Source organism: Nonomuraea jiangxiensis (assembly GCF_900099965.1).
GTDB classification, from domain to species: domain Bacteria; phylum Actinomycetota; class Actinomycetes; order Streptosporangiales; family Streptosporangiaceae; genus Nonomuraea; species Nonomuraea jiangxiensis.
Genome location: NZ_FNDJ01000016.1, coordinates 74,179 through 87,233, shown reverse-complemented (window position 1 = coordinate 87,233; position 13,055 = coordinate 74,179). Strand labels below are relative to the sequence as shown.

The following is a 13,055-nucleotide window of genomic DNA, read 5'->3' as shown; positions in this document are numbered from 1 at the left end:
CGGCATTTTCGTGGGCGGGCACATAGGAACCGGGTCTGGGCAGGCAGGAAGGTTGTGGCGACCCCCCACGCCTGTCTGGAGTCCCCATGACGAAAACAGCAGTCGCGGCCCTGGCCGGGCTCGCTCTGCTCACGGCCGCGTGCGGAGGCACGACGAGCGGCCCCGAGCAGCAGGGCAAGCCGGTTACGGGTGGCACCTTCACGTTCGCGATCCCGGCCGACCCAGGCGCCCTCGACCCCGCTCAGGGCGTGCTGTCGGTCACCAACAACGTGCTGTCCATGGCCTACGACACGCTCGTGGCCGTGGACGAGTCCGGGAAGATCGTCCCCAGCCTGGCCGAGAAGTGGGACGTCAAGCCCGACTCGGTCACCTTCACCCTGCGCAAGGGCGTCACGTGCTCGGACGGCTCCCAGCTGACCCCCACGAACGTGGCCGACAACGTCAACCACATCGCCGACCCCGCCACCAAGTCGCCCGTCTACGGGGTGATGGTGCCCGTGGGCATGAAAGCGGAGGCCGACGACGCCGCCGGCACGGTGACGCTGTCCATGCCGCAGCCGTTCAGCTTCATCCTGGAGAGCACCCGGACGATGTACATCGTCTGCGGCAAGGGGGTGAAGGACCGCGCCTCGATCGCCCGGGCCACCTCCGGCAGCGGGCCGTACCAGCTCACCGAGGCGGTCCCCAGCGACCACTACACGTTCAAGGTGCGCCGCGACTACACCTGGGGCCCCGCCGGCGCCACCGCCAAGGACCTGCCGGAGACACTGGTGATGAAGGTCGTGCCGAACGAGGGGACCTCCGCCAACCTGCTCATCGCCGGCTCCCTCAACGGCGCCCTCTTCCTCGGCCCCGACCGGACCCGCGTCGCGGCGTCCCCGGGCGTGACCAAGCAGGAGCTCAGGACCAATACCGGCCAGTTCTTCTACCACCAGGGCGAGGACCGGCCCGGCCACGACCCGCAGGTCCGCAAGGCCCTCACACAGGCGCTCAACCTGCAGGAGCTGTCCGCAGTCGCCTCCGGCGGCACCGGCAGACCGGCCACCGGCCTGGTCCTGGAGCCCCGCCCCTGCCAGGGCGACTCCGTGACCGGGCACGTGCCCGGCTACGACGCCGCGGCCGCCGCGGCAGCGCTCGACGCGGCGGGCTGGAAGCTCGGTGCCGACGGATTCAGGGCCAAGGACGGCAAGCGGCTCAGCCTGCGCTACATGTACGCCACCACCCGCGGCTCCAACTACCAGGCCTCCGCCGAGTACATGGCCGAGGTGTGGAAGAAGCTCGGCGTCGAGGTCAAGCTGAACGGCGTCATCGACACCAAGCTCTCGGAGTCGCTCAACGCCACCCAGGACTGGGACGTCGTGTGGCTGCCGATCGGCGTCACCCTGCCCAGCCAGCTCATCGGCTTCCTGTCGGGACCGTCCGCCCCCGACGGCGCGAACTTCGCCCACCTGGCCAACAAGCGCTACGAGGACCTCGTCGCCAAGGCCGGCAAGCTCTCCGCCGCCGAGGCCTGCCCGATGTGGCTGGAGTCGGAGTCGGCCCTGTTCGAGGCCGCCGACCTGGTGCCCGTGGTGGACTACACGGCACTGCTGGCCGCCAAGGGCGCCACGTTCCGCACCATCGCCGGGAGCCCGGTGGCCACCTCTCTCCGGCTGGTAGCGCAGTGAGCGACCAGCTCAGGGCAGGCCCGGGCAGCCCGGCCGTCCGCAGGACGCTGCGTACGGGCGCGCGCCGGATCGTGCGGTTCGCGGTGTCGCTGGCCGTGCTGCTCGTGGCGTCCTTCACGATGATCCATCTCATCCCGGGTGACCCGGTCCGCGCCTCGCTCGGGCCGGCCGCCCCGATCGAGCTGGTCCAGGCCCGTACGGCCGCGCTCGGCCTCGACCGGCCGCTGCCGGAGCAGTTCGTCACGTACGTCGGCCACGTCCTGACCGGCGACTTCGGCACCTCCTTCCTGACGGGGGAGCAGGTGGGCGACGTCATCGCGGCCCGTCTGCCGAACACCCTGACCCTGGCCCTGCTGGCCACCGCCGTGGCGCTGGTCGTGGCGGTGCCGCTCGGCATGTGGGCCGCCGTACGCACGGAGAACGGCCGCAACCGCGGCACCGAACTGGCCTTCGGCACCGCCACCGGCACCGCCGTGGCCGTGCCCGAGTTCCTGTACTCGATCGCGCTGGTGGCTGTGCTGGCCGTCGGGCTCGGCTGGTTCCCGCCGGCCGGCAAGGCGGGGCCGCTCACGTACGTGCTGCCCATCGCCGCCCTGTCGGTCGGGCCGATCGCGATGATCGCCCGGATCACCCGGGTCGAGACCCTGCGCGAGCTGGGCAGCGACTATGTGCGCCTGGCCCGCGCCAAGCGGCTGCCCGCGATCCGGCTGCACCTGCGGCACGTGCTGCCGAACACGCTGACCGCCACCCTGACGATGGGCGGCCTGCTGCTGACCTCGCTGATCGCCGGCAGCGTCCTGGTCGAGTACGTCTTCGCCTGGCCCGGACTCGGCCTGAAGATCGTCGAGTCGATCACCCAGAAGGACTACCCGGTGGCGCAGGCCGTGATCCTCGTGTACGGCGCCGTGGTACTGATCGTGAACCTCGTCGTGGACCTGGTGCTCGGCGCGCTCGATCCCACCTCGGAGATCAAGGAGGTCTCGGCCTGATGGGGGCCAGGACAGCCGCGGACGGCGGCGTGGAGCAGGCGGCCGGGCACGTGAAGAAGGGACCGGGGCGGCGCGGCGGCGTGTGGCGCAGCGCGCCGGCGCTGATCGGCGGCGCGCTGGTGCTGCTCATGGCGGTGCTGGCGGTGGTGGGGCCGATCATCTGGGGCGCGGCCGCCGAGCGCATCGACGCCGGCGCCATCCTCCAGGGCGCCTCCGCCGAGCACCCGCTCGGCACCGACAACCTGGGCCGCGACCTGCTCGCCCGGGTGCTGGTGGCGGGGCGTTACTCGCTGGCCCTGGCACTGCTGGCCACCCTCATCGGCGCCACCGTGGGCATCGTGCTCGGCGCGCTCCCGTCCGTCCTGCCCCGGCGGGGCGCCCGGCTGGTCACCGGCGCGGTCAACGCCCTGGTCGCCTTCCCCGGGCTGCTCCTGGCCATGTTCACGGCGGTGGCCACCGGGCTCGGCGCGCGCGGCGCGGTGCTCGGCATCGGCGTGGCCATCGCGCCCGGCTTCGCCCGGCTCACCCAGACCCTGGCCGCCTCGGTCGCCGGCGCCGACTACGTGGCCGCGGCGCGCATGCTCGGCGTGCCCCGCCGCCGCATCCTGGCCCGGCACATCCTGCCCAACATCGCCGAACCGCTCATCCTCAACCTCGCCCAGTCGCTCGGTGGCGCGCTGCTCGGCCTGGCCGGCATGTCGTTCCTGGGGCTCGGCGTGCAGCCGCCGGACTTCGACTGGGGCCGCCTGCTGTTCGACGGGTTCACCTGGATCTACGTCAACCCCGAAGTGGCGCTCGGTCCCGCGGCCGCCGTCGCGCTGGCCGGCATCGGCTTCAACCTGCTGGGCGACACCCTGGCCAGGGCCGCCTCCCGCTCCTCCGCCGGGCAGCGCGACACCGCCAGGACCGCGCCGCCGGAGCGCGCCGGGGAGCCCGACCCGGACGCCGTCCTGGAGGTCCACGACCTGACCGTCTCCTTCCCCGGCGGCTCGACGCCCGTACGCGGGCTGTCGCTGAGCATCGCCCCCGGCGAGATCGTCGGCCTGGTGGGCGAGTCCGGCAGCGGCAAGAGCCTGACCGCCGCCGCCATCGGCGGCCTCGTCCCCTATCCGGGCACCGTGACGTACGGCCGGCTGCGCCTCGGCGGCGCCGACGTCGCCACCCTGTCCGGCAAGGAGCTGGGCACCGCGCTCGCCATGGTGTTCCAGGACCCGATGGCCTCGCTCAACCCCGCGCTCAAGGTCGGCGGCCAGCTCGCCGAGGTGGCCGTCGTCCACCAGGGCGCGAGCCGCGCGGACGCCCGCCGCCGCGCCGTCGACCGGCTCGGCCACGTCCAGCTGCCCGAGCCCGCCAAGCAGGCCGCCCAGCATCCGCACGAGCTGTCCGGCGGCATGCGCCAGCGGGCGGTCATCGCGATGGGCCTGATGGGCACGCCACGCCTGATCGTCGCCGACGAACCCACGACCGCCCTCGACGTGACCGTGCAGCGGCAGATCCTGCGGCTGCTCCGCGAGGTCGTCGAGGAGACGGGCGCGGCCCTGCTGTTCATCTCCCACGACATCGCGGTCGTCGGCGAGCTCTGCGATCGCGTCGTCGTCATGTACGCAGGGCGCGTCGTCGAGGAACTGCCCGCCGACCGGCTCGCCGACGACGCCGCCCATCCCTACACCAGGGCGCTCGTCGCGTCGCTGCCCGACCTCGACACCGACCGCGGCCGCCCGCTGGCCGGCATCCCCGGCACCCAGCCGGCCCCGGCGCGGGTCGGCGCGGGCTGCGCGTTCGCCGGCCGATGCCCGCTCGCCACCGAACGCTGCCGGAGCGAACGCCCCGAACTCGTCGTCCACGGCCTGCGGCAGCGGGTCGCCTGCTGGGAGGTCACCTCTTGAGGATCGAAGGGCTGACCGTGCGCTACGGCGGCTTCACCGCGGTCGACGACGTCACCCTGGAGATCCCTGACGGCCATGCCGTCGGCGTCGTGGGCGAGTCGGGCTCGGGCAAGTCGTCGCTGGCCAGGGCCGTGAGCGGGCTCGTCCCCTACACGGGCAGGATCGAGGGCGCGACGCGGATCCAGATGGTGTTCCAGGACCCGTACGCGTCGCTGGACCCGCGCATGACGATCGGCGAGACAGTGGGGGAGGGCATCGCGAAGCGGCGCCGCGCCACGGAGGTGCCGCGGCTGCTCGGCCTGGTCCAGCTGCCCGCCGAGCTGGCCGGGCGCTACCCGCGCGAGCTGTCGGGCGGGCAGCGGCAGCGGGTGGCGATCGCCCGCGCCCTGGGCGGCGACCCGGCCCTGCTGATCGCCGACGAGATCACCGGCTCGCTCGACGTGTCGGTCCAGGGCACGGTGCTCAACCTGGTCCGCGGGCTGCGCGACGAGCTCGGCCTGTCGATGCTGTTCATCTCGCACAACCTGGCCGTCGTCCGGTACGTCGCCGACACGATCGCGGTCATGCACCGCGGCCGGATCGTCGAGCACGGACCCACCGAGCAGGTCATCGGCGAGCCCGCGCACGACTACACGCGCACGCTGCTGGCGGCGGTGCCGCGGCTCAGGGGGCGCTCCTGAGGCGTCAGAGGGTGATCCACTCGGTGGACGTGGTCACCTCGTCGAGCACCTCGGGGATCGGCGTGACCCCGAGCCCGGGGCCGGTCGGCACCTCCAGGTGCCCGTCCACCAGCTCGAACGGATCGGTGATGTCGGTCGCGTAGTAGCGGCGCGAGCCCGAGGTGTCGCCCGGCAGCGCGAACCCGGGCAGCGCCGCGAGCGCCACGTTCGCGGCCCGGCCGAGCCCGGTCTCCAGCATGCCGCCGCACCAGACGGCGACCCCGTTGGCCCGGCACAGGTCGTGGACGCGGCGCGCTTCGAGGTAGCCGCCGAGCCGGCCGGGCTTGATGTTGACGATGGAGCAGGAGCCGAGGGCGATCGCCGCCGCGGCGTGATCGGCCGACTCGATCGACTCGTCCAGGCAGATCGGCGTCCGCAGCCGCTGGGCCAGCCTGGCGTGCTGGACCAGGTCGTCGTTGGCCAGCGGCTGCTCGATGAGCAGCAGGTCGAACGCGTCCAGCCGGGCCAGCCGGGGCGCGTCGGCCAGGGAGTAGGCGGCGTTGGCGTCCACCTGGAGGAGCACGTCGTCGCCGAACCGCTCGCGCACCGCGCGTACCGGCTCGACGTCCCAGCCGGGCTGGATCTTCAGCTTGATGCGGACGTAGCCCTCGTCGAGATAGCCCGCGACGGCGTCGAGGAGCTGCGGAACGGAGTCCATGATGCCCACCGACACCCCGCACGGCACCCGGTCCGCGACCGCGCCGAGGAAACGTCCGAACGACTCGCCGGACGCCCGCAACTGCGCGTCGAGCACGGCCGTCTCCAGGGCGGCCTTGGCCATGCGGTGCCCCTTGATCGGCGCCAGGGCGTGGCCGACGTCGTTGACGCCGAGCGTCCTCGGCAGGGCGGGCAGCAGGAAGCGGCGGATGACGTCGGCGGCGCCGTCGGCGTACTCGGAGGAGTAGAGGGGCTCGGCCATGGCCACGCATTCGCCCCAGCCCTCGCCGTCCGGGGTCACGACCCGGACCAGCAGGATGTCGCGGGTGGTCTCCGTACCGAACGAGGTGCGGAACGGCGCCACCAGCGGCATCGCGATCCGCCGCAGCTCTACTCCGGTGATCTTCACACTCTCTCCACTACATAGAAGGACTTCTCGTGGAACCCGGTCACCCGGCAACCTTCGCCCATCAGGCCCCCGAGCACGTCGCGGACGGCGTGCCGCCACGCCTTGGCAATGCCCGGCTCGGTCCGCCGCAACGCCTCGATGTCGGCGGGCAGGCCCACCAGCACCTTCGCGGCGTCGGCGCGCCCGGTGACGGGCCGGCCGCCCTCGTCGGCGAGCGCCACGACGGCGTCCTCCGGCACCGGCGTGGCGTGGGGCTCGCGCCGCGCGAGCGCTTCGACGTGCGGCGCGGTGATCGGCCAGGAGGCGACCAGGCGGTCGGACTCGTCGCCCTGGTTGATGGCGTCGGTCATGACGCCGTAGAAGCTGGGGAGGTACTCCTCGGGGCGGGCGCCGAGTTTGGCCAGGTTGAAGTGGGCGTTGCGGCGTACGAGCGGGTCGTAGGTCCAGGTGATGCGCTCCAGGCCGCGCTCCAGGGCCCAGCGCCGCTGGTGCAGCTTCAGCTCCAGCCCGACACCTCCCTGCGGCGCCGCGCCGGTGATGTGGGAGTGCAGCGCGCCGTTCGCGGCGAAGAACCCGACCGAGCCGCCGACGAGCCGGTCACCGTCGAAGGCCCCCGCCACGTAGTTGCCGGCGTGCGCGAAGGCGCACATCAGTTCCAGCGTGATGGGCGGGTCGCCGGGTTCGAAGTGCCAGATCTCGTTGTACAGCCCAAGGACCCGCTCGAACTCCGCGACCTCATGGAGCTCCCTGACCGCGATCAACTTGCCGCCTTTCGTCCTGGATATTCACTGGCGACGGTATGTCATAGTGCGGTCGGCGTATTCGTGCCGGACTACCAAGGAGGAGGCCTGCGTTCGTCGAAGCGCACGGGCCGGGACGCTCAACGGCGGTGAGCCGGGCGATTCCCCGGGCTCCCGGAGATCCATTTGTCGGTCGGGGTCGCTAGCGTTCCCCGCATCGCGGCATCGGAGACCGCGGCATTCCTGTCTCCATGACCTGTGCATCTCCATGACCTCTGAAAGGCGGACGCGTTGGGTTGGCTGGCGGCGGGCGACGGATACGAGGTCGCCCTCATAGATGGCCGGGTGGCGGCGCGCTCCACCAGCGGCCGGGCGGCGGGGCGGCAGCTCAAGACGCTGCCCAGGGCCCTGCGCGAGCACCCCGAGGTCGACCGGCTGCGCCGGCTGGCCGAGTGGCTCGACCGGCACGCCGCGGCGTGCGTCGCGCAGGTGGACACCTGGATGGTGTCGTCCCTGCCCGTCCCGACCGGGCTGCTGGCGCGGGTGTGGCCGGACGAGGCGTGGCAGGCGGCGCTGCGCGACCTCGTCATCGTCGGTGACGACCCCGACGAGGCCGGGTTCCTGCGGGACGCCACCGCCTCGGGCGAGCTGCGGGTGGTCAACCTCGACGGCGAGACCGTCCGGTTGTCCGTGGAGACGGTGACACTGCCCCACCCGGTGCTGCTGCCCGATTTGGACGATCTGCGGGAGTTCGCCGCCGAGCTGGGGGTGACGCAGACGGTCGAGCAGATCCACCGGGCGACCTGGCGCAAGCCCGCCGAGGTGAAGGCGCGGGCGACGGAGGTGACCGAGTTCGCCGGTGGCAGATACTCCTCCCGGTTCGGGCTCGCGGCCCGGGCCACGCGGCTCGGTTACCGGGTGACCGGCGGCTATGCCACGTGCCGGGTCCGGGACGCGGGGCGCATCGCGGAGGCGGCGGTGTGGATCGGGGAGCCGTACTGGGAGAGCGAGACGGCGACCGGCAACCTCACCTGGCACGACCAGGAGGGCAGGTCGCTGCCGCTGTCCGAGGTCGGGCCGGTGGCGTGGTCGGAGGGAATGCGGATGGCCGCCGGGCTCCACGCAGGCCGGCAGATCGAGGAGGGGTCATGACGGAGGCGCGGGAGGTGCTCAAGGCCGGGGGTGTGCGGCCGCCCGAGGCCGCGGGGGCGGGTGAGGGGGCGGTGCCGCTGGTGGCCCGCGCCTACCGGCATCCGGGGCTGGACGACCGGGTGGTGGTCCGGCTGGTGGCCGAGGAGCTTCGCGCGGCCGAGGACCTGGCGGCCGGGTTCCTCGGGCTGGAGCCGGCGGGCGAGCCCGAGGTCATCGGCATCGGGCTGCGCCGCTCGCTCGGCTTCCCCGAGTGGGTGCTCGTACACCACCCGGACGACGGCCATCACGCGCTGGCCGTCGTGCCCGAGCTCGAACGCATCGCCCGGCAGGCCAAGTCCAAGGCCAAGGCCGCGCTCGACGCCTATCAGGAGCTGGCCGGCCGGCTCGCCGCGTCGGTGCCGCACTTCCTGCCCACGTTCTACGAACAGGCCGGGCGCGTCTTCGCCGGCCTGGACAACGCGACCTACGCCGGCCAGATGTTCTCCCGCGCCCGCGCGGCGGAGGCGGAGCACGGGCTCGACGTGGACGAGGACCGGCTGGACGCCGTGTTCCTGGAGTTCGCGCTGGCGGGGGCGCTGCCGGTCAAGGTGCTGTCCGGATACGCCAGGGAGCTGGCCGGCCGCCTGCCCGCCGACGAGGCGCTGCGCCGCTTCACCCGGCTGTGCGTGCGGCGGACCGCGGGCGGGTTGCCGCCCTCGGCGCAGATGGCGCAGGACCTGCGCAGGCTCGCCCGCACCACCAAGGCGGGCGCCGACGCCGCCGAGCGCGCCTACCTTGCCGAGCTGATCGCCCTGCCGGCCACCCAGCGGGCGGCCACCGGCTGGTGGAGGTCGCACGCCTCCGCCATCGCCGCGATGGGCAAGGACGACCCCGCCGTTCGCGCGAAGCTGCTGGAGATCATGCCGGAGACCAGGGACCACGACATGCCCGGCGTCTGGCTGGAGATCCTGGAGTCGTCGGGAGCAACCGGCGACCTGGCCGAGGGCCTGCTCCGGCCCGCCGACGGCATCACGGGCTGGCTGACGCGCTTCCTTGAGTGCCGCGACAGCCCGTGGGGGCGGCCACCGCGCCTGCCCCGGCTCCACACGCTCATCGAGCGGCTGGGTGGCCCGTTGCGGGCCGAGCTGACCGCCGCCGGCCGCACGCTGGCGGCCCCGGTGGAGGTCGACCTGCTCGACCAGCTCCTGTCCCTGGACATACCGGTGGCCCGCCCGGGTGACCACCACCGGCTCCTGCTGGCGGACTGGGGGGACGGCGAGGGGCAGCGCGACCTGGTGGCGCTGGCGGCCGACGGCCGGTTCGAAGCCTCGTTCCGGGGCGGAGCCTACTGGTGCCACGACGACGAGGCCGGCCGGCGCGCCATCCGGCTGCTGGCGGAGACCCCCGGCGGGCGGCCGATGCTGGCCGGGTGGGTGCGCGAGCTGGCGCGGCGCGCCTCGGCCGCCGGGCTGCCCGACATTCCCGACGCCCTGCGCCACCTGGCCTGGCTGCCCGGCGAGGCGCTGCGGCTGGCGGAGGAGGAGATCCGCGAGGTCGCCGCCGCGGACGTCACCCGGCTGCTGGCCCGCACCCTGCGCGCCGGGCTGATCGACGAGCTGGGCTGGCCGGCCTGGGACGAGGCCGTCGCGGCCGCAGCGCCCCGGTGGGGCGTCAAAGACATCGTGGTCGCCGACGCCTGGCCCTACGCGATCGTCGCCGGGCCCGCCAAGGTCAGCGTGCTCGGCCCCGAGGGTACGGTGCTCACCCACGACCTGCGCGTCCCGGACGACGACACGTGGATGCACCCCGGCTTCCACTACGTGGACGGCGAGCTGCTGGTCTACTGGCATTCGCAGGACCGGAACAGTCTGCTGCGCGGCTACTGGCACACCGCCCCCGACCAGGTCCTGGACCTGGAGGGCGGCAACGTCAGGGGCCTCAAGCTCGACTACTACGGCGGTGACGGTCCCGCCAGCCTGGCCCTGCCCGGCGGCGGCCGCACCACCGGGCACGCCGTACTGCACCGGGGCGACACGTCGGTGCCCGACGAACGCGAGGTGATCAGCGACGGGACCTCGTTCTGGGTCTGGTCCCGGGACGGGGACGGCCCGCCCGGCTGGCATGAGTTCGACCCGGTCAGCGGCCGGGAGGGCCGCAAGGGCATGCCGGGTTTCCTCGCCGACGCGCTGCGCGACGCCCCGGCGGGCAGCGAGCTCCTGGACGGCTGGGTGCTGCCCGCCCCTTCCGCCGCCCCCACGCCCGTCGGCGCGCCGGTGGACGGCGTGTTCGGCTGGCGGGTGATACGGCTGCCCGACGGGTCCATCCGGGCGGAGGACACGGGCGACGGCCGCGTCACCGTGCCACGGGACGCCGGGATCCCCGAGCGCGCGTTGAGATTTTCCGGGGCCGAGCACGCCTGCGCCGTGACGCGCGGGAACTACCGGCTCAACCTGATCGACCGCGACGGCGTGGTCACCGCCAGGATGATGACCGACCGGGAGCCGGGTCCGTTCGGCGAGGGCACCGCCATCCTGCCTCCGGTGCGCTACTGGACGTACTTCGAGCCCCGCGACCCCGCCGGGTCGGCCGCGCTGCGCGGGATCGACGACGACGCCGCGGCCTCGATGCTCAAGGCCGCCGAACTCGACGGCGTCAGCCGGCCCCCCAGTGAGCTGGAGGCCCTGATCCGGGCGCTGCTGCCGGGCCTCGGCAACGGCGCGCTGGTGGCCGGGATCGCCGGGGTCGCGCGCTTCGCCGCCCAGCAGCGGGCCGCGCTGCACGCCGTCATGGCCAGGCTCGGCAAGACGCTGGCCGGGGCCGACCGGCCGCGCGGGCCCGCCGGGCCCTCCGATGGCCTGCTCGGCAAGGCGCTCAACGGGCTGAAGGCCGACGCCGGCACCCACTGGCACCGCACGGGCGGGGACGGCGTCGTCGGCCAGATCCGGATCATCGGCGAGCTGCTGTCCGCCGCGGAGCCGGCCGCCCGGCCGGACCGGCCCCGGCTGGACCCCGAACTGCCCGGCTCCGACCTGCGCTGGACCTCTTCGGTGCTCGACCACGCCGCCGCCGTGGCCTTCCGCGCGGCGGCCGAGCTGTCCGGCCAGGAGCACCGCGCCGCGCTGCGGACGCTGCTCACGGAGCTGCACGGGCGCGGCCTGCCGCTCTCGGCCGCCCCTGACCGGTGGCGGCGGATGACGGTGCGGCTCGACGACCGGCACATGACCGAGCTCAACGGTGAGTGGGACGACCGGAGATGGTACGGGGTGCTGCCGAGGGGCGGCGGGGCGTTCATGGCCTTCGTGACCGTGCTCGACTACGACCACGGTGGCTCCATGATCAGCTGGGAGGTGCTGTACCACGATCCGCTGGGCCTGTTCGAGGTGCCGCCGCCGTACACCGTCGTGTCCTCCTCCCCGGTCGGCGGGGATCGGCCGGACGGCTGGGTCGAGGCGTTCCTCGCCGAGCTTGAGGCGCGCGGGCCGGTGCCGTTCCGGCCGGCGGCGGCTACGGAGTTCGCCCGGCTCACCGGCGTGTCCCGGACGCTCGCGAGCCTGGTGGTGGCCGGGATGCCGGGAGCGGAGTCGTACCATCGCGGTTTCCTCACGAAGGAGATGCGCACGACGCTCGACGTGAAGGAGGGCGAGGCGGCGGTCGCCAGGGACGAGTTGCGCCTGCTGGGCGTCGGCGTGCGGCAGGCCGTCGTCGGGGCGCTGCTGCCCGCCGACCCGGCGCGGCTCTGGACCGACGGCCCCGACGTGGCCGCCGCGGCCGAGGTGTGGAACGCCGAGGTCGGCCGGCAGGCGGCCGTGCCCGAGTGGCTGCCGGTGGAGGCGGCCCGCGCGGTCAATACGACCTGGGCCGCGGGCCGCGCCCTCCGCGCCCTCCTCGACCCGGCCGCCACCCGCGAGCTGAGCCGCGACCTGTCCTGGACCGTCCAGGGCAGCGAGGTGCGCCGGGCGGACGGGCAGGGCCCGGGGTTCGACGCGGAAACGCTCGTCGCCGTCGTCTCCATGGTGGCGTGGCTGGCCCACCGGCTGCCCGCCGGCGACCCGATCCGGGCGGCGCTGCCCGCCGCGCTGGCCGCCGTCCGCGACCGGCTGGCCGCGCCCGAGCTGCTGCTCAACCTCGGCCGCCACGTCGAGCTGGCCACGTACCAGAAGGCCGCGGGCGCGCCGACCGAGACCGGCGAGGGATTCGTCCGGTACGGGTGCCTCATCCTGCCCACCCTCCGCCACTGGACCGCGCCCGCCCTCCGGGTCGCCCTGTTCGACGAGGACGACCCCTACCTGCGGGCCCTGCTCGGGACGGAAGAGCGGTTACCGATCGAGATCGCCCTGCGGCTGGCGCGTGATCCGCGTTTCGAGGCCCTCGTCGCGGAAGCCGGCGGCGAGGAGGGGTGGCCGCAGGATCCCACCCGCTCGGTCCCCGACCTGGTCGCCGAGGTCGCCGCGACGTACGGGCTCGGCGCGGACGCCGCGGCCGTCTACCTCGTCCTGCTGGCCATGCCGGACCCGACCGACCGCAACGTCGCCCGGTGGACCGGCTGGAAGCCCGCCCGGCTCAAGGCCGCCCGGGCCGAGCTGGCCGCCACCGACCTCGTGATCGAGGCCACCAGGCCGCGGGCGGGGCGCTCCCTGTTCCTGCCTGGCGGATGGGCGGAGCTGGAGGCGCCCAGCCTCCCCGTCGAGCGGTGGAAGCTCTCCATGTTCCAGCCGTGCCGGAGCGTGGCCCTGGTGCCGCTCGAACCCGTCGCCGACCTGTACGCCAGGGCGTGGCGCCGGATACGCGAAGGCGATCTGCCCCGCTACGAAGAGCTGAAGGTCAGGCGCGGACGGCGCCGATGAACCCCCCTGATCT

The 13,055-nt window shown here is 73.9% G+C and carries 8 protein-coding genes; 6 read left to right on the top strand and 2 right to left on the bottom strand.

All coding sequences use genetic code 11. The features are described 5' to 3' along the window. Nucleotides 1-86: 86 nt before the first annotated feature. Genes BLS95_RS32245 through BLS95_RS32230 form a run of 4 tightly spaced genes read left to right on the top strand, consistent with a single transcriptional unit; the run spans nt 87 to nt 5,222 of the window. Nucleotides 87-1,667, top strand: a complete 1,581-nt coding sequence (locus BLS95_RS32245) for an ABC transporter substrate-binding protein (RefSeq protein WP_090940011.1) — start codon at nt 87-89, stop codon at nt 1,665-1,667. Continuing rightward, complete coding sequence (locus BLS95_RS32240) at nt 1,664-2,656, top strand: ABC transporter permease (RefSeq protein WP_245765413.1); 993 nt, start codon at nt 1,664-1,666, stop codon at nt 2,654-2,656. The genes BLS95_RS32245 and BLS95_RS32240 overlap by 4 nt, the downstream gene beginning before the upstream one ends. After that, entirely contained in the window at nt 2,656-4,542 is a 1,887-nt protein-coding gene (locus tag BLS95_RS32235; RefSeq protein WP_090940008.1) for a dipeptide/oligopeptide/nickel ABC transporter permease/ATP-binding protein, read from the top strand. Before BLS95_RS32240 ends, BLS95_RS32235 begins: the two co-directional genes overlap by 1 nt. Beyond that, a complete protein-coding gene (locus BLS95_RS32230) occupies nt 4,539-5,222 on the top strand; it encodes an ABC transporter ATP-binding protein (RefSeq protein ID WP_090940005.1) in 684 nt (227 codons plus the stop codon). The genes BLS95_RS32235 and BLS95_RS32230 overlap by 4 nt, the downstream gene beginning before the upstream one ends. 4 nt (nt 5,223-5,226) lie before the next feature. Here BLS95_RS32230 and menC read toward each other — a convergent pair whose 3' ends face one another. Beyond that, nucleotides 5,227-6,327, bottom strand: a complete 1,101-nt coding sequence (gene menC, locus BLS95_RS32225; RefSeq protein ID WP_176993488.1) for an o-succinylbenzoate synthase — start codon at nt 6,325-6,327, stop codon at nt 5,227-5,229. Then, nucleotides 6,324-7,088, bottom strand: a complete 765-nt coding sequence (locus BLS95_RS32220) for a GNAT family N-acetyltransferase (RefSeq protein ID WP_090940002.1) — start codon at nt 7,086-7,088, stop codon at nt 6,324-6,326. Before BLS95_RS32220 ends, menC begins: the two co-directional genes overlap by 4 nt. Before the next feature lie 270 nt (nt 7,089-7,358). Here BLS95_RS32220 and BLS95_RS32215 point away from each other — a divergent pair, with 270 nt between their 5' ends. Both BLS95_RS32215 and BLS95_RS32210 read left to right on the top strand, forming a co-directional pair. Beyond that, nucleotides 7,359-8,219: a DUF4132 domain-containing protein gene (locus tag BLS95_RS32215; RefSeq protein ID WP_090939999.1), complete on the top strand. Its 861-nt coding sequence runs from the start codon at nt 7,359-7,361 to the stop codon at nt 8,217-8,219. Next, nucleotides 8,216-13,042 carry a DNA-binding protein gene (locus tag BLS95_RS32210; protein WP_090939997.1) on the top strand — a complete coding sequence of 1,609 codons (4,827 nt, stop codon included), beginning with the start codon at nt 8,216-8,218 and terminating at the stop codon, nt 13,040-13,042. Before BLS95_RS32215 ends, BLS95_RS32210 begins: the two co-directional genes overlap by 4 nt. The last annotated feature ends 13 nt before the right edge of the window (nt 13,043-13,055 follow it).